Source organism: Pseudomonas sp. Sample_14 (assembly GCF_004307515.1).
Classification (GTDB): domain Bacteria; phylum Pseudomonadota; class Gammaproteobacteria; order Pseudomonadales; family Pseudomonadaceae; genus Aquipseudomonas; species Aquipseudomonas atacamensis.
This window is the reverse complement of the sequence record NZ_RCOC01000001.1, coordinates 38,097-53,892: the sequence shown is the minus strand read 5'-3', so window position 1 is coordinate 53,892 and position 15,796 is coordinate 38,097. Positions and strand designations below refer to the sequence as shown.

The 15,796-nt window shown below is 61.3% G+C and carries 15 protein-coding genes; 11 read left to right on the top strand and 4 right to left on the bottom strand.

Annotated elements, in window-relative coordinates:
• Position 1: 1 nt before the first annotated feature.
• Entirely contained in the window at positions 2 to 1,015 is a 1,014-nt protein-coding gene (locus tag D8U61_RS00275; RefSeq protein ID WP_130926227.1) for a LacI family DNA-binding transcriptional regulator, read from the bottom strand.
• Between the two features lie 203 nt (positions 1,016 to 1,218).
• Between D8U61_RS00275 and D8U61_RS00270 the strand changes: the two genes are divergently transcribed.
• The 3 genes from D8U61_RS00270 to D8U61_RS00260 are packed head-to-tail and all read left to right on the top strand — an operon-like array spanning position 1,219 to position 4,735.
• Positions 1,219 to 2,382: a Gfo/Idh/MocA family oxidoreductase gene (locus D8U61_RS00270; protein ID WP_130926226.1), complete on the top strand. Its 1,164-nt coding sequence runs from the start codon at positions 1,219 to 1,221 to the stop codon at positions 2,380 to 2,382.
• A complete protein-coding gene (locus D8U61_RS00265) occupies positions 2,372 to 3,454 on the top strand; it encodes a sugar phosphate isomerase/epimerase family protein (protein ID WP_130926225.1) in 1,083 nt (360 codons plus the stop codon). Before D8U61_RS00270 ends, D8U61_RS00265 begins: the two co-directional genes overlap by 11 nt.
• Before the next feature lie 42 nt (positions 3,455 to 3,496).
• On the top strand, positions 3,497 to 4,735 hold the full coding sequence (locus D8U61_RS00260) for a nucleoside permease (RefSeq protein ID WP_130903279.1): 1,239 nt from the start codon (positions 3,497 to 3,499) through the stop codon (positions 4,733 to 4,735).
• Between the two features lie 79 nt (positions 4,736 to 4,814).
• On the opposite strand, the gene D8U61_RS00255 is transcribed toward D8U61_RS00260, so the two are convergent.
• On the bottom strand, positions 4,815 to 5,114 hold the full coding sequence (locus D8U61_RS00255; protein ID WP_130926224.1) for a hypothetical protein: 300 nt from the start codon (positions 5,112 to 5,114) through the stop codon (positions 4,815 to 4,817).
• Positions 5,115 to 6,144: 1,030 nt separating this feature from the next.
• On the opposite strand from D8U61_RS00255, the gene D8U61_RS00250 reads away from it, so the two are divergent.
• Both D8U61_RS00250 and D8U61_RS00245 read left to right on the top strand, forming a co-directional pair.
• Entirely contained in the window at positions 6,145 to 6,981 is an 837-nt protein-coding gene (locus D8U61_RS00250) for an AraC family transcriptional regulator (protein WP_095179599.1), read from the top strand.
• A 54-nt stretch (positions 6,982 to 7,035) separates the two neighbouring features.
• A complete protein-coding gene (locus D8U61_RS00245) occupies positions 7,036 to 7,632 on the top strand; it encodes a LysE family translocator (RefSeq protein WP_130926223.1) in 597 nt (198 codons plus the stop codon).
• Here D8U61_RS00245 and D8U61_RS00240 read toward each other — a convergent pair.
• The gene (locus D8U61_RS00240) at positions 7,629 to 8,399 is read right to left on the bottom strand and encodes an AraC family transcriptional regulator (RefSeq protein ID WP_110599539.1); all 771 of its coding nucleotides are present in this window, start codon (positions 8,397 to 8,399) and stop codon (positions 7,629 to 7,631) included. The genes D8U61_RS00245 and D8U61_RS00240 overlap by 4 nt on opposite strands.
• Before the next feature lie 221 nt (positions 8,400 to 8,620).
• Here D8U61_RS00240 and D8U61_RS00235 point away from each other — a divergent pair, with 221 nt between their 5' ends.
• From D8U61_RS00235 to D8U61_RS00215, 5 genes are all read left to right on the top strand, one after another.
• Positions 8,621 to 10,246: an APC family permease gene (locus tag D8U61_RS00235; RefSeq protein WP_130926222.1), complete on the top strand. Its 1,626-nt coding sequence runs from the start codon at positions 8,621 to 8,623 to the stop codon at positions 10,244 to 10,246.
• A 22-nt stretch (positions 10,247 to 10,268) separates the two neighbouring features.
• Entirely contained in the window at positions 10,269 to 11,195 is a 927-nt protein-coding gene (locus D8U61_RS00230) for a 4-hydroxyproline epimerase (protein WP_130926221.1), read from the top strand.
• A 54-nt stretch (positions 11,196 to 11,249) separates the two neighbouring features.
• Positions 11,250 to 12,197, top strand: coding sequence for a dihydrodipicolinate synthase family protein (locus tag D8U61_RS00225; RefSeq protein ID WP_125926054.1), 948 nt, complete (start codon positions 11,250 to 11,252; stop codon positions 12,195 to 12,197).
• Positions 12,198 to 12,260: 63 nt separating this feature from the next.
• Positions 12,261 to 13,853 carry an aldehyde dehydrogenase (NADP(+)) gene (locus D8U61_RS00220; RefSeq protein ID WP_130926220.1) on the top strand — a complete coding sequence of 531 codons (1,593 nt, stop codon included), beginning with the start codon at positions 12,261 to 12,263 and terminating at the stop codon, positions 13,851 to 13,853.
• On the top strand, positions 13,843 to 15,096 hold the full coding sequence (locus D8U61_RS00215) for an FAD-dependent oxidoreductase (protein ID WP_130926219.1): 1,254 nt from the start codon (positions 13,843 to 13,845) through the stop codon (positions 15,094 to 15,096). The genes D8U61_RS00220 and D8U61_RS00215 overlap by 11 nt, the downstream gene beginning before the upstream one ends.
• On the opposite strand, the gene D8U61_RS00210 is transcribed toward D8U61_RS00215, so the two are convergent.
• Positions 15,093 to 15,302 (bottom strand): DUF2945 domain-containing protein, encoded by a 210-nt coding sequence (locus D8U61_RS00210; protein WP_122507430.1) that lies wholly within the window; start codon positions 15,300 to 15,302, stop codon positions 15,093 to 15,095. The two genes, D8U61_RS00215 and D8U61_RS00210, sit on opposite strands and share 4 nt — an antisense overlap.
• Positions 15,303 to 15,466: 164 nt before the next feature.
• Here D8U61_RS00210 and D8U61_RS00205 point away from each other — a divergent pair, with 164 nt between their 5' ends.
• Positions 15,467 to 15,694 carry a hypothetical protein gene (locus D8U61_RS00205; RefSeq protein WP_056784730.1) on the top strand — a complete coding sequence of 76 codons (228 nt, stop codon included), beginning with the start codon at positions 15,467 to 15,469 and terminating at the stop codon, positions 15,692 to 15,694.
• The last annotated feature ends 102 nt before the right edge of the window (positions 15,695 to 15,796 follow it).

Sequence of the window (15,796 nt, the reverse complement as noted above, 5' to 3'; positions counted from 1 at the left end):
GTTAGCGCTTGCCCGTGTTGTCGATGCGGGCCGTGCTGCTGCGTGGCGTCAGCTCGAACGGCAAGACGACATGCCGCTCTGTCAGCGGCTGTTTTTCGATCAGCGCAATCAACATCTCGACCGCCTTGGCCCCGAAGGCCTCGGCCGGTTGCGAGATGGTGGTCAGCGGCGGATCGCAGTACGCAGCCATGGGAATGTCATCGAAACCCACCAGGGAAATATCCTCGGGCACACGCAGCCCGGCCTGCCGGATGCGCTTGAGCGCACCAATGGCCATTTCATCGTTTTCGCAGAACAGCGCGCTCGGCCGCTCGGCCAATGCGAGCATCTTTTGCGCGCCGGCAAAACCGGCCTCGAGGCTGAAATTGCCATGGCAGATCAGTGCTTCATCGAAGGCAATCCCGGCTTCGCGCAATGCCGCTTCGTAACCCGCCAATCGATCCAAAGTCAGCGGGCTGTTTTTCGAGCCTTTGATCAGGCCGATGCGTCGGTGTCCCAAGGCGATCAGGTGGTCGGTCATGGCTTTGGCGGCGGCGACGTTGTCCAGGCTGATGGTTGGATAACGCCCGGCCTTGATCACTTCGCAGGCGTTAACGATCGGCGGCACATCGGCGTCGGCCGGGGCGTTTTCGAAAGGATCGTAGGCGCGCAACTGGATCACCCCGTCAGCCTGATAAGCGTAAACCAGCTCGGCGAATTGTCGCTCCAGTTCTTCCCGGCCCTGGGTGTCGCACAGCAGCAGGCGATAACCGGCCGCCTGCGCCGCTTGCTGCGCGCCGCTGATGACCCGGGCGAAAAAGGTGTTGGCGATGGTCGGCACCAGAATCACCAGATTGCCGGTGCGCCGCGAACGAAACTGCACGGCCATCAGGTTCGGCCGATAGCCGGCCTGCTCCACGGCGGCCATGACGCGCTCACGGGTTGGCGCGAGCACGCGCTCGGGCGATTTCAAAGTCCTCGAAACCGTCGCCACGGAAACCCCGGCCAGCCGAGCCACTTCGCGAATATTGGACAAAACCACCTCGTTGATTCATGCCGATCAGGCGCGGAGCTTACCGCAGGCGACGAGCGATCGAAACGCTGTCGATCATCCGCTGGCATTTGACACTCGGCTAATTCAAGCCTAGATTTCGCCCACGATGTAACCGGTTACATCACATATCAACATTGCATCCAGCTACCGAGACGACCGCCATGTACGCTGCCGCAAAAATAAGAATGGGTTTTGTTGGAGGCGGTGAAGGTTCATTCATTGCCCGTGCCCACCGGCAAGCCGCCGGCCTCGACGGACGCTTCGAACTGGTCTGCGGCGCGTTCAGCCGCGACTCGGAGAATAATCAGCGCACCGCTGCGGCCTTGGGTGTCGCGGCCGAGCGTTGTTACGACGACTGGCAAACCCTGCTCGCCCGCGAGGCCGCCCTGCCCGCCGAGCAGCGCATGCAACTGCTGGTCATCGTCACTCCGAATCATCTGCACGCACCGATTGCCCGTGAGGCATTGAGCGCCGGTTTTCACGTGTTCAGCGAGAAACCCGCGGCGCTGAACCTCGCCGAGGTGCAGGCGCTGCGCTCGGTGGTCATCAACAGCCAGCGAATTTACGGGCTGGCGCACACCTACCTCGGTTACGCGATGGTCTGGCAGGCCCGCGAAATGGTCGCCAGCGGCGTGCTCGGGCGCGTGCGCAAAGTCCTCGTCGAGTACCCGCAAGGCTGGCTCAGCACCGATGTCGCCGGGCAAGGCAACAAGCAGGCCGGCTGGCGCGACGACCCGACGCAATCCGGGATCGGCGGCTGCATCGGCGACATCGGCACCCATGCGTTTTCCCTCGCCGAGTTCGTTGCCGGCCAGTCGATCCAGTTCATCAGCGCAATGCTCGGCTCGCATGTCGAGGGTCGGCAACTGGATGACGATGTGGCGATGCTGTTCAAAATGCGCGACGGCGCCAGTGGTGTATTGCTCGCCAGCCAGGTCTGCGCCGGTGAGGAAAACCCGCTGAAGATCCGCGTCTACGGGGACAAGGGCGGCCTGGAATGGCGCCAAGAGGATCCGGCCAGCCTGATTCATCGACCGTTGAACGAGCCGATGCGCGTTCTGCGCGCCGGGGTCGGTCAGCCGTGGCTGTGTGCCGCCGCAACCCGACGCATGCGCCTGCCTGCGGGGCATCCCGAAGGTTATCTGGAAGCCATGGCCAACCTGTACGGCGATCTCGCCGAAGCGATTGTGCATGGCGCCGAGGGCCATCAGGCACCGGGCGTACCGGGCATCGAGACCGGCTTGCGCGGCATGGCCTTCATTGAAACCGCGATCGCCAACCACCTCGGCAATGAAAAGTGGAGCGAGATCCCCGGCCCACTGACAGGAGCCCAGCACAATGCACAGTGATCAGCAAAATTCGACTGGCCTGAAAGGTCCGGGGATTTTCCTCGCGCAATTCATCGCCGACGAAGCGCCTTTCGACTCCCTCGCCAACATTGCCGAGTGGGCGGCCTCGCAAGGCTACAAAGCCATCCAGGTACCGACCCTCGGCAAACGGTTCATCGATTTGCAGCGCGCCGCTGACAGCCAGGATTACTGCGACGAACTCATCGCCGTGTGCGCCCGCGCCGGTGTGGTGATCAGCGAGTTGTCGACGCACCTGCAAGGGCAATTGGTCGCGGTGCATCCGGCGTTCGACAGCCTGTTCGACGACTTCGCCCCGCCCGCGCTGCGCGGCAAACCTCAGGAGCGCACCGAGTGGGCCATTGAGCAGTTGAAACTGGCCGCCCGTGCCAGCAAGCGTTTGGGACTTACAGCCCATGCAACCTTTTCCGGTGCCCTGCTCTGGCCCTACGTCTATCCATGGCCGCAACGTCCGGCCGGTTTGGTCGAGCAAGGTTTCGCCGAACTGGGCAAGCGCTGGCTGCCGATCCTCGACTGCTTCGAAGAGGCCGGCGTTGATCTGTGCTACGAAATCCATCCCGGCGAAGACTTGCATGACGGCGCGTCGTTCGAGCAGTTTCTCGAAGCGGTGAATCATCACCCTCGCGCCGCGATTCTGTATGACCCGAGCCACCTGCTGCTGCAGCAAATGGACTACCTCGGCTTCATCGATCGCTATCACCAACGCATCCGCATGTTTCACGTCAAGGATGCCGAGTTTCGCCCCGATGCGCGCTCCGGCGTCTACGGCGGGTATCAGGGTTGGGTCGAGCGTCCCGGGCGCTTTCGCTCGCTGGGCGATGGCCAGATCGATTTCAAATCGATCTTCAGCAAATTGTGCCAATACGACTTCAACGGCTGGGCCGTGCTGGAGTGGGAGTGCTGCCTGAAAGACTCCGCACAGGGCGCGGCGGAAGGCGCGGCGTTCATCGAGCGACACATGATCCGCAAGACCGCCAAGGCCTTCGACGACTTCGCCGGAGTCAACGCTGACGCTGCTTCCAACCGACGCCTGCTCGGCCTGACCGACGACTGATTCATCCGCGTTACCGACATAAAAACAATACGGTGATCTGAAATGAACGTAATGAATGCGCGACTCAGCGTGATGATGTTTTTGCAGTTCTTTATCTGGGGCGGCTGGTTCGTCACCCTCGGCACTTTTCTGGCGACAACGCTGGCTGCCAGCGGCGGCCAGGTCGGCATGGCCTTCGCCACGCAATCCTGGGGCGCGATTCTGGCGCCATTTGTCATTGGCCTGATTGCCGACCGTTTCTTCAACGCCGAACGCATTCTGGCAGTGCTGCATCTGCTTGGCGCAGTGTTGCTTTATCAGCTCTATCGCGCGGCAGACTTCAGCGTGTTTTATCCCTATGTGCTCGCCTACATGATGGTCTACATGCCGACATTGGCACTGGTGAACGCCGTGGCGTTCCGCCAGATCAAAGACCCGGCGCTGGAGTTCTCGCGCATTCGCGTGTGGGGCACGGTGGGCTGGATCGTCGCCGGCGTGGTGATCAGCTTCGTGTTCGCCTGGGACTCGCAGCAAAGCATCGCGGCCGGAGGCTTGCGCAATACGTTCCTGATGTCCGCCCTCGCATCGCTGCTGTTGGGGCTTTACAGCTTCAGCCTGCCGAGCACCGCGCCGCTGAAAACCGCAGCCGGCTCATCAAGCCTCAAGCAGATGCTCGGCGTCGATGCGTGGGGTTTGCTCAAGGATCGCAGCTATCTGGTGTTCTTCCTCGCCTCGATCCTGATCTGCATTCCGCTGGCCTTCTATTACCAGAATGCCAACCCGTTTCTGGCCGAGATAGGCGTGACCAACCCGACAGCGAAGATGGCCATCGGTCAGGTGTCGGAAGTGCTGTTCATGTTGCTGTTGCCGCTGTTCATCCATCGCTTCGGCATCAAGATCGCCCTGCTGGTCGGCATGGCTGCTTGGGCGTTGCGTTACGTACTGTTTGCCTTCGGCAATAACGACGATCAGGCATACATGCTGCTGATCGGCATTGCCCTGCACGGCGTGTGCTATGACTTCTTCTTCGTGTCCGGGCAGATCTACACCGATGCCAAGGCGCCGGAACGCTTCCGCAGCTCGGCGCAAGGTTTGATCACCTTGGCTACGTACGGATTGGGCATGTTGATTGGTTTCTGGATCGCGGGACGGATTACCGACCACTTCACATCAAGCGCGGGGCATGACTGGAGAAGCATCTGGCTGTTCCCCGCCGGTTTTTCCGTGGCGGTATTGCTGTGTTTCTGGGCGACATTCAAGAGCCGCGATCGCGACAAGGCCGTGCTGCCGAGTGCGGTTTAGAGCAGACTTGTAAAGCGTGAATAGAACGAATGCCGCCTGTGGTGGAGGCGGCATTCGTTATCGATGCTCATCGTTGCGCTCAAGCGGTGCGACGTTCGAGCAGACGGTCAGCGCCACCTTCAGCGACCCGATTGCCTTGCAGATGATCGGAGCCATCAGAGGCTACTGCATCGCTGAACAGTGGATCGGTTTCGGTTGCGGCTACTGCATCGCTGAACAGCGGGTCAGTTTCGGTTGCGGCTATTGCATCGCTGAACAAGCGGTCTGTTTGAGTGGCGGCCGCGACCGCATCACTGAACAGCGGGTCGGTTTCGGTGGCGGCGAAGGCATTCAGTGCAAAAACCGAGAAAGCGATACCGAGGATAGTCTGGCGTTTCATGATGATGTGCTCCGAGTTGCAGTGGTTGGGTATGGAGCCGATCTTACGCCGCACCGTGGATATGAGAACTTCATTGACTTAATGGTTGTTATTGACGCAATCAATGGTTGATCGAGCATGAGCCGCTATTGGATCGATCTTCATGCTGTTGCTTACGTCATTAAGCGAAACGCCCTACAAAGTCGAAAGCATAAAACCGACAATCTCGTTTTTGACAGTTTTTCGCACACAAAAAAAGACCCGTATCAGTCGAAACCGAAACGGGTCTTTCCCCACTTAGACGACCTTATTTCAAGTCGTCAAAGTGGTCTCGCAGGAACTCGTAAAAGCGCAAGGCTTTCAACAATCTCCATACAAGGCTCAGCGTACGCAGCAGAAGCTTCATACGTTTTGGCCTCCAGGGCTGGCGGCCAAACCTCCAGCAAACTTACCGGACCATGCGTGCCTTCAGCCTACATGTTGGTGTAGCTAGTGAGGCGGCCGGTTGAAATCCCTCCGAGACATCATTCCGGCGCGGGTGCGAATCCGCGTCAGAGGGCGTGAAACCTTTTGCGCCCCCAGCCAAACCTCACAGCTCTACCAACAAGATGAGCGCAGGCATCTTAACGCAGAAATCAGAAGAGAAAACCCGAGTAGCCAAGGTTATTCTGCGGCTACGCCTGAACCTTTGTAAAACCGTATTTCTGACAATGTTTATTGACAGACCTGAATTCAGTTACATGCGTTGGACGTTCCGAAAAAACCTCGCACATCACGCTAAACCTTCGTTGCACTGACGGGAGAAACTCAATACCATGCGCGGACATGTTGGTGTGGCTAGTGAAGCACATGGCCTCGGCTCCAAACCGAGGATTGAAAAACCGCCCCGCGAAGGCGGTTTTTTTTCGTCTGCGTTTTATGGTCCCACCCCATCCAGGACACATTGCCTGACTCGATCCCCCTGCGCACCTGCACAAATCTTCTAAACACTCTCCTCCTCCACGCGGTACTTTAGAAACGCCCCTGCTCAACCGCCCTATGGAGTCCTCCCATGGACAAACGCAACTGGATCTCTCTCTCCCAGGATGTCGATACCGGGATCGAGTCGATTCGTGCGCATTTCCGTGGCCATGCTTACGATCCGCACTGGCATGACAGCTTTCTCGTCGGCGTTACCGAGCAAGGGGTCCAGCAGTTCAATTGTCGCCGGGTGCGTCATCGCAGTACGCCGGGGCATGTGTTTCTGCTTGAGCCGGGAGAAATCCACGATGGCCATGCGCCGACCGAGGATGGCTTTACCTACTCGATGCTGTACCTCGATCCGCACTGGCTGGAGCGCGAATTGCACGCGCTGTTCGAAGAAGCGCCCGCTGACAGTCAGCCAGGATTTGCCGACACCCTGAGCCACGATCCGCGCCTGTCGACGGCGATCGTGCAAGCCTTCCATGCTTTGCATGACGGCGATCTGCGCATCGTCCGGCAGACTGCACTGGATGGCCTGCTGGCGTCCCTCACCCGCCATCTCGACTGGCGCAAGCGTCAGGACTTCGATCCGCGCCTGCCACTGGTTGCGCAGGTTGCGCGCGACTATCTGCATGCCCATACCTACGAAGACATCGGCCTCGACGACCTAGCGCAAGCCTGTGGTGTCGATCGTTTTCGCTTGACCCGCGCGTTCAAGGCCGCTTTCGGTCTGGCACCCCACGCTTACCTGATCCAACTGCGCCTGGCCAAGGCGCGGCAATTGCTCGCGCGCGGCGAGACGCCAGCGCAGGTGGCCAGCGTGCTTGGTTTTGCCGATCAGAGTCATCTGGGGCGCTGGTTCCGCCGCGCCTATCAATTGACCCCGGCGGACTACCGCAAACGCTGCTCAAATCTTCCAGACTGAGGCCTGCCCACTGACGATCATGGTGTCCTGTTTCGACTTTCAGGAATCTGCACCATGGCTTCTTTACTGCCCTTTCTGCTGTTTGCTTTCGTCGCCTCGATCACGCCGGGGCCGACCAATATTCTGGTGCTGAGCCACAGTTCGCGGCGCGGGTTGATCGCCACGTTGCCGATCATTTTTGGCGCCTGTGCGGCGGCGGCGCTGATTGTGCTGGTGGTCGGGCTCGGTGCTGGCGAAACCCTGTTGCGCTTTCCGCGCGTGCAGCAAGCCATGGCCTGGGCTGGCGTGCTCTGGTTGAGCTGGCTGGCGTGGCAGATCTTTCGCAGCCCGCCGCCATCGCTGAACCCAAATGCTGCACAGGAACAAGGCTTGAGCGTCTTCGGCGCGGCGCTGCTGCAACTGGTCAATCCGAAGGTGTGGATGATGGCTGTGGCCGTGGTCAGCGTATTCGTTGGCGGCGGCGACAAGACCCTGCGCCTGCTGGTGTTGTCGCTGGCATTTCTGCTGGTGTCGCTGCCGTGCATGACGCTCTGGGCGCTGCTCGGCGTTGGCAGCGCGCGGTTGCTCAGCTCACCGCAAGCGTTCAAGCGAATGAACGCGGCACTGGCCCTTCTTCTGCTGCTCTCGGCCTGGCTGGCCGTGTTGGTCTAATGCCCGGTGGCTTGCCGGTATTCGCGTGGTGTAAACCCGGTCGAGGCCTTGAACTGACGGGTGAAAGCGCTGTGATCGGTGTAGCCGCATTGCAGCGCAACCTCGGTAATCGGCAAGTCGCTGTGCAGCAATCGATGCGCGTGTTCCAGGCGGACTTTCTGAATCATCTGCCGTGGTGTCAGGTGGAAAACGCGTTTGCAATAGCGCTCCAGTTGCGCCACGGATATCCCGGCGATCCGCGTCAGTTCACCCAGCGTCACCCGCCGGTTGAAGTTGCCGCGGATGTATTCATCGACCGCCGCCAGGCGCTCGAACGCCGGGTGGGTTTCGCTGGCTGACTGCAGATCCACCGAGATCCCCACCAGGCCGATGATCGTCCCGTCACGGTTGTAGATCGGCCTCTTGTGAGTCAGGCACCAGCCCGGCTCGCGACTGCCATACAGGTGCAGTTCGAGCTGATCCTCCAGCACAAATCCTTCCTCCAGCACCTTGCGATCCTGCTCGGTATAACCCGGGCCCAACTGCGCCGGGAACACCTGCGCACTGGTTTTGCCGAGCAACGGGCGCAGGTCCTTCAAGCCACAACGCTGCACCAGCGTACGGTTGGCCAGCACATAGCGCGCTTGCAGATCCTTGATGAAGATCGCCGCATTGGGGATCACATCGAGTATCGGCAACAGCTGCGCGGCACCGGCGACCATCTCTTCGAGGGTCTGCGCACGCAAGCCGTCAGTGCCCTGGCACAGGATCGAAAACGCTGACTGCATCAAACACTTCCCCTCGAGCTGAACCACCGCAAATATCACTCGCCAGCAGATTGCAGCAACGTCGCGGCCCTGTCGAGGCCGCGCATTCATCGGCGCCATTGTGCTGAATTCGTCATCGATCCCGGCATAAAACATCAATCGCCGCCACTGCCGAGCGGTGCAAAGTCTGCTCGTCCCCGTGACACAACTGCCTATCCAATAACTCACAAGAAGGCGATGCCATGTCAGGCCAAGGCAAGTTCAAAAAACAGCTTTCATTGATCGACCTCACCTTTATCGGACTCGGCGCGATCTTCGGCTCCGGCTGGTTGTTCGCCGCCAGCCATGTCTCGGCGATTGCCGGTCCGGCGGGGATTTTTTCCTGGTTGCTGGGCGGTTTCGCCGTGTTGCTGCTGGGCATCGTCTACTGCGAACTGGGTGCGGCATTGCCCCGCGCTGGCGGCGTGGTGCGCTACCCGGTTTATTCCCACGGCCCGCTGCTCGGCTACCTGATGGGCTTCATTACGCTGATTGCGTTTTCCAGTCTGGTGGCGATCGAAGTGGTCGCCTCGCGCCAATACGCGGCGGCGTGGTTTCCCGGCCTGACCAAGGCTGGCAGTGGCGATCCGACGATCCTCGGCTGGCTGGTGCAGTTCGGCCTGCTCTGCGTGTTTTTCCTGCTCAACTACCGCAGCGTGAAGACCTTCGCCAAGGCCAACAATCTGGTCAGCGTGTTCAAATTCATCGTGCCGTTGCTGGTCATCGGCGTGCTGTTCACTTTCTTCAAACCGGAGAGCTTTCAGGTTCAGGGATTCGCCCCGTTCGGCTTGTCGGGCGTCGAGATGGCGGTCTCCGCCGGCGGAATCATCTTTGCCTACCTGGGCCTGACGCCGATCATTTCCGTGGCCAGCGAAGTGAAAAATCCGCAGCGCACCATTCCCATTGCGCTGATTCTTTCGGTGCTGCTGTCGACCCTGATTTACGTGCTGCTGCAAATGGCCTTTCTCGGCAGCATCCCGACGGAAATGCTCGCCAACGGCTGGGCTGGCATCAGCAAGGAATTCGCCCTGCCCTATCGCGACATCGCTCTGGCGCTCGGTGTCGGCTGGCTGGCGTATCTGGTGGTTGCCGATGCGGTCATTTCGCCGAGCGGCTGCGGCAACATCTACATGAATGCCACGCCGCGAGTGATCTACGGCTGGGCGCAGACCGGCACCTTCTTCAAGGTCTTCACCCACATCGATGAAAAGTCCGGCATCCCGCGTCCGGCGCTGTGGCTGACTTTCGCCCTGTCGGTGTTCTGGACCCTGCCATTCCCGTCGTGGGAAGCGCTGATCAACGTGGTCTCCGCCGCGCTGGTGTTGAGCTATGCGGTGGCGCCTGTATCGGTTGCGGCGCTGCGCCGCAATGCGCCGGACATGCCGCGCCCGTTCCGGGTCAAGAGCATGGGCCTGCTCGGGCCGGTGTCGTTCATCATCGCCGCGCTGATCGTCTACTGGTCGGGCTGGAACACCGTGTCGTGGCTGCTCGGCCTGCAAATCCTGATGTTTGTCATCTATCTGTTCTGCGGTCGCTTTGTGCCCACCGCCCATCTGAGTCTGGCGCGTCAGGTGCGCTCATCGGCGTGGCTGATCGCCTTCTATGCGGTGACCATCGTGCTGTCGAAACTCGGCACTTTCGGGGGCCTGGGCATCCTCACCCATCCGTTCGACACGATCGTCGTCGCCGCTTGCGCCACCGGTATTTACTACTGGGGCGCAGCGACCGGCGTGCCTGCCCATCTGCTGCGCCTGGACGACGAGGACGAAGAAAGCGACAGCCCTGCGCCCTCGTCCACCGTCAGCGCCCGCCCTGCCGGCGCCTACTGAAATCATCCAACGGGATCTCTTCATGAAACGAGTACACGTCATTGATTCCCACACCGGCGGCGAGCCGACACGGCTGGTGATGAGCGGCTTCCCCGAGCTGTCCGGCAACAGCATGGTCGAGAAACGCGATGCCCTGCGCAGCCAGCACGATCAGTGGCGCCGCGCCTGTCTGCTCGAGCCACGCGGCAACGATGTGCTGGTCGGCGCGCTCTATTGCCAACCGGTGTCGCCTGATGCCACCTGCGGGGTGATCTTCTTCAACAACGCCGGCTACCTGGGCATGTGCGGCCACGGCACCATCGGCCTGATCAATTCGTTGCAGCATCTGGGGAAAATCCAGCCGGGCGTGCACAAGATCGACACGCCGGTGGGGCAAGTCAGCGCGACTTTGCATGACGATGGCTCGGTCACCCTGGGCAACGTGCCCGCCTACCGCTATCGCAAACAGGTACCGGTGGAGGTGCCGGGTTATGGCCGCGTGGTCGGCGATATCGCCTATGGCGGCAACTGGTTTTATCTGGTCTCCGAGCATGGCCAGAGGTTAACGATGGACAACGTCGAACACCTGACTGCGTACACCTGGGCGATGCTCAAGGCGCTGGAAGATCAGGGCATTTTTGGCGAAGACGGCGCGGTCATCGACCACATCGAACTGTTCGCCGATGACGATCGGGCCGACAGCCGCAACTTCGTCATGTGTCCCGGCAAAGCCTACGACCGCTCACCGTGCGGCACCGGCACCAGCGCCAAACTTGCCTGCCTGGCCGCCGACGACAAGTTGCAAGCGGGCGCGCCATGGATCCAGGCGAGCATTACCGGCAGCCAGTTCGAAGGGCGCTTCGAATGGGAGGGCGAACGCATTCGCCCGTTCATCACCGGCCGCGCCTACATGACCGCCGACAGCACCTTGCTGATCGACGACAGCGACCCGTTCGCGTGGGGCATCTGAGCCGCCACGCCGATTTTTCACTTCGAATCAAACGAAATGCCAAGGAGTTGAATCATGAGCGACAACATCTTCACCGGCTGCATGCCGGCCCTGATGACCCCATGCACCGCCCAGCGCAAACCGGACTTCGATGCGCTGGTGGCCAAGGGACGCGAGCTGATCGATGTCGGCATGAGCGCCGTGGTCTACTGCGGCTCGATGGGCGACTGGCCGCTGCTGACTGAAGCCGAGCGTCAGGAAGGCGTGGCGCGGCTGGTCGCTGCCGGGGTGCCGACCATCGTCGGCACCGGCGCGGTGAATACCCGTGAAGCGGTTTCCCACGCAGCGCATGCGGCGAAAGTCGGCGCGCAAGGCTTGATGGTCATCCCGCGCGTGCTGTCCCGTGGCGCTTCGGCGACGGCGCAAAAGGCCCACTTCGCCGCGATCCTGCAAGCCGCACCGAACTTGCCGGCGGTGATCTACAACAGCCCTTATTACGGCTTCGCCACCCGCGCCGATCTGTTTTTCGAACTACGCCGCGAGTACCCGAACCTGATCGGTTTCAAGGAATTCGGCGGCGGCGCGGACCTGCGCTACGCGGCCGAGAACATCACCTCCAAGGATGACGACGTGACGCTGATGGTCGGCGTCGACACGCAAGTGGTGCACGGCTTCGTCAACTGCAACGCCACCGGCGCCATCACCGGCATCGGCAACGCCCTGCCCCGCGAAGTGCTGCAACTGGTAGCGCTGAGCAAGCAGGCCGCGCAAGGCAATGCCAAGGCCCGGCGCCAGGCGCGGGAGCTGGAGTCGGCGCTGGCGGTGCTGTCCTCGTTCGACGAAGGTTGCGATCTGGTGCTGTATTACAAGCATCTGATGGTGCTCAACGGCGACAAGGAATACACCCTGCACTTCAATGAAACTGATGTGCTGAGCGACTCGCAACGGCGCTATGCCGAGAAGCAGTATTCGCTGTTCCGTCACTGGTACGAAAACTGGTCCGCCGAGCAGAACTTCGCCTGACCACCACCTGCCGCGAGTCATCACGATTCGCGGCAGGCCTCGCTCATTTCACAGGAAGACACCATGACTCTGACGGGCAACATGCTGATCGGCCAACAATCCGTGACGGGCCATCGTCCAGCCTTTCGCGGGATTGATCCGGCGACCAACCAGGCACTTGAACCGCAGTTCGCCGGGGCGTCAGCCGAACAGGTGGAACAGGCGTGCGCCCTGGCCTGGACGGCGCAAGACGCGTACCGCGAAACCAGCCTGAGCACCCGTGCGGCATTTCTCGAAAGCATTGCCGAACACATCGAAAACCTTGGCGATGAACTGATCGAACGCGCCCACGGCGAAACCGGTCTGCCGCGTGCACGCCTTCAGGGCGAACGTGGCCGCACCTGCTCGCAATTGCGCCTGTTCGCCCGCACGGTGCGCGCCGGTGAATGGCTCGACTTGCGCGTCGACAGTGCGCAACCGCAACGCCAACCGCTGCCGCGCTCCGACTTGCGCCAGCGGCAGATTGCCTTGGGGCCGGTCGCGGTGTTCGGCGCGAGCAACTTTCCGCTGGCATTTTCCGTGGCCGGTGGCGACACCGCCGCAGCACTGGCGGCCGGTTGCCCGGTGATCGTCAAGGCGCACAGCGCCCATCCGGGCACCAGCGAACTGGTCGGCCGCGCAGTCGCGCAAGCGGTCAAAGCCTGCGCTCTGCCCGAGGGCGTGTTTTCCTTGTTGTTCGATTCTGGCTACGAAGTCGGCATCGCATTGGTCAGCGACTGGCGCATCAAAGCCGCTGGTTTCACCGGCTCGCGCACTGGCGGTCTCGCTTTGATGAAAGCCGCGCAAGCGCGGCCGGAGCCGATCCCGGTGTATACGGAAATGAGCTCGATCAACCCGGTATTGCTGTTTCCCGCCGCGCTGGAAAATCGCGCGCAGGCGTTGGCCGAAGGGTTTGTCGCGTCGCTGACACTGGGCGCCGGGCAGTTCTGCACCAACCCGGGATTGCTGATTGCCCGCAAAGGCCCGGCGCTCGACGGGTTTCTCGGCGCGGTAGCGGAACTGATCCCGCGCAGCGCGGCGCAAACCATGCTCACGCCCGGCATCTTCGGCGCCTATCAAGCAGGCGTGACCGCTCTGCAAGACAACCCCCGTGCACGCGCGATAGCGGTTGGCCAAGTCGGCAGCGGCCCGAATCAGTGTCAGACGCATGTCTTCAGCACCGATGCAGCGGATTTTCTCGACGATCAGCGTTTGCAGGCTGAGGTGTTCGGCGCGACATCGCTGATCGTGCAATGCAGCAGTGACGAAGAAATCCGTCAGGTCTGCGCCCATCTCGAAGGTCAACTGACCGCGACCCTGCACATGGATGACGCCGACCTTGCACTGGCGCGTTCGTTGCTGCCAACCCTGGAGCGCAAGGCCGGTCGCTTGCTGGTCAATGGCTGGCCGACCGGCGTGGAAGTCTGCGATGCAATGGTGCATGGCGGGCCTTACCCGGCGACCTCGGATGCGCGCAGCACCTCGGTGGGCACTGCGGCGATCCTGCGTTTCCTGCGGCCGGTGTGCTATCAGGAGTTCCCCGACAGTCTGCTGCCAACGGCGCTGCAACAGACCAATCCGCTAAACCTTCGGCGCTTGCTCGATGGCCAACGGGAAGCGACACACCATGGCGAATAACCCTTCGCACGACATCGCCGTGGTCGGCGCGGGGATCATCGGCGTCGCTTGCGCACTGCGCCTGGCGCGTCAGGGTTTGCGCGTGGTGGTCATCGATCAGCAGGAACCGGGGCACGGCGCTTCGTTCGGCAATGCCGGGCATCTGGCCACCGAGCAGGTGTTTCCGATTGCTGATGTTTCGATCCTCAAGCGTTTGCCGGCCATGCTCATGGACCCGATGGGGCCGCTGCGCCTGGACTGGAAATATCTGCCGCGCGCCCTGCCGTGGTTCACCCGGTTATTGCTGAATCTGCGGCCTGAACCTTTTCAGAAAACCGTCGCCGGCCTGCGCGCGCTGAATGAAAGCAGTCTCGACGCGTGGCAGCGCTTGCTCAGCGATATCCAGCGCACGGATCTGCTCAAGGTTGACGGCTCGTTACTGGTCTTCGAAAAACCTGAATCGCGGCAATTGCTCGAAGCCTTGCAGGCACGCCTGAATCAGCAGCAGGTGCCGGTGGATTACTGGCAGGCCGGGGCGATCCGCGAAACGGCGCCGCAACTCAGCGAACAGATTCAGGGCGGACTGTTTTTCCCGCGCACCGGGCATTTCCTTGATCCCTATCGGGTGGTCTGCGCACTGGTCGAAGCGGCTCGCAGCAGCGGCGTGAGTTTTCTCCAGCAGCAGGTTCAGGGCGGCTACGTGCAGGAGAACGGTGTTTTATTAGTGACCGGTAATGGCGGGGTAACGGCCAGACGCGTGTTACTGGCCTGCGGTGCGCATTCGGCGAAACTGACTGCCGCGCTGACTGGCAAGCAGGTACCGTTGGACACCGAACGTGGCTATCACCTGATGCTGCCGCACGAGCATGATCGCCTGCCCTTCCCCGTCACCTCGCTGGAACGCAAATTCATCATGACGCCGATGCGCGAAGGCCTGCGCCTGGCCGGCACGGTCGAATTCGCCGGGCTGGAGCGGCCGGCGAACATGGCACGCGCCTGGCAGTTGCAGCGCCTGAGCCAAGGCCTGTTTCGCAAGGATCTGAACGCTGATGGCGCCACACCGTGGATGGGCTTTCGCCCGTCGCTGCCGGATTCGCTGCCAGTGATCGATCAGGTTTGCGCCGGCAAGGTCTTGCTTGCCTTCGGTCATCAGCATCTGGGCCTGACTCAAGCGGCGCTGACGGCGGAATTGATCGGGCAGATGGTCTCAGGCGCGGCTCTCGCGCTGCCGAGTGTCGACGCCTACCGACTGGCACGTTTCTAAGCGTGCTTCAGCGCGTCGCCGTGATGCATGGCCAGGTGGCCGGTCTTGTCGCTCTTGACCTCGTACTGCGGCGCGTCTTTCGAAGCCGGCCGGTGGCGGCCCATGAACTCGGTATCGCGAGTGTGCACCTTGACCACTTTGCCGTGGATCTCGCCGGCCTCGGAATTCCAGCGCACCGCTTCGCCGACCTTGAATGAACTGCTCATCATTGCGTCCTCGCCTCTGGCTGTTGATTTATGGAGCCGCGCGCGTCGGAGAAATTCCGCTTTTTTGCGAGGCGACCGAAGGCAGGCAAAAAAATCGAACGGCGAAAATCGCCCGCACCTCCAACCTGCACAAGCCGTAGAAAACGGCCATGACGAGGTGTGAGATGAATAACGATCAAGGCAAGCAAGGTGACGATCCGCTCCCAACCACGCCCGACCCGCTGAGTCCGGGGCGTACCGAGGTCGATCCGATGAAGGAACGCGGCATCGACGAGCTACCCGACAACGAAGGCGAAATCCCGCTGGATGATGACAGTACCGGCCTAGATCCGGAGCGCGTACGTCAGGAAACCGATAACGCCGAGATGGACGACCAGCCCAATCCGCGTTGAGCCTGAAACGGCAGCCATACGGCTGCCTTTCGGTTGCGCAATCAACAGCAGAATCAGGCAAGCATTTCACAGAAATGCACTACCTCGCGCTCCGACCCAGGC

What these genes read in the sequence shown, in the direction of transcription:
- D8U61_RS00235 (WP_130926222.1), top strand. Translation starts at nt 8,621, where the DNA reads ATGTCAGGCCAAGGCAAGTTCAAAAAACAGCTTTCATTGATCGACCTC.
- D8U61_RS00255 (WP_130926224.1), bottom strand. Translation starts at nt 5,114, where the DNA reads ATGAAACGCCAGACTATCCTCGGTATCGCTTTCTCGGTTTTTGCACTG.
- D8U61_RS00205 (WP_056784730.1), top strand. Translation starts at nt 15,467, where the DNA reads ATGAATAACGATCAAGGCAAGCAAGGTGACGATCCGCTCCCAACCACG.
- D8U61_RS00250 (WP_095179599.1), top strand. Translation starts at nt 6,145, where the DNA reads ATGGACAAACGCAACTGGATCTCTCTCTCCCAGGATGTCGATACCGGG.
- D8U61_RS00260 (WP_130903279.1), top strand. Translation starts at nt 3,497, where the DNA reads ATGAACGTAATGAATGCGCGACTCAGCGTGATGATGTTTTTGCAGTTC.
- D8U61_RS00220 (WP_130926220.1), top strand. Translation starts at nt 12,261, where the DNA reads ATGACTCTGACGGGCAACATGCTGATCGGCCAACAATCCGTGACGGGC.
- D8U61_RS00240 (WP_110599539.1), bottom strand. Translation starts at nt 8,399, where the DNA reads ATGCAGTCAGCGTTTTCGATCCTGTGCCAGGGCACTGACGGCTTGCGT.
- D8U61_RS00210 (WP_122507430.1), bottom strand. Translation starts at nt 15,302, where the DNA reads ATGAGCAGTTCATTCAAGGTCGGCGAAGCGGTGCGCTGGAATTCCGAG.
- D8U61_RS00225 (WP_125926054.1), top strand. Translation starts at nt 11,250, where the DNA reads ATGAGCGACAACATCTTCACCGGCTGCATGCCGGCCCTGATGACCCCA.
- D8U61_RS00215 (WP_130926219.1), top strand. Translation starts at nt 13,843, where the DNA reads ATGGCGAATAACCCTTCGCACGACATCGCCGTGGTCGGCGCGGGGATC.
- D8U61_RS00245 (WP_130926223.1), top strand. Translation starts at nt 7,036, where the DNA reads ATGGCTTCTTTACTGCCCTTTCTGCTGTTTGCTTTCGTCGCCTCGATC.
- D8U61_RS00230 (WP_130926221.1), top strand. Translation starts at nt 10,269, where the DNA reads ATGAAACGAGTACACGTCATTGATTCCCACACCGGCGGCGAGCCGACA.
- D8U61_RS00265 (WP_130926225.1), top strand. Translation starts at nt 2,372, where the DNA reads ATGCACAGTGATCAGCAAAATTCGACTGGCCTGAAAGGTCCGGGGATT.
- D8U61_RS00270 (WP_130926226.1), top strand. Translation starts at nt 1,219, where the DNA reads ATGGGTTTTGTTGGAGGCGGTGAAGGTTCATTCATTGCCCGTGCCCAC.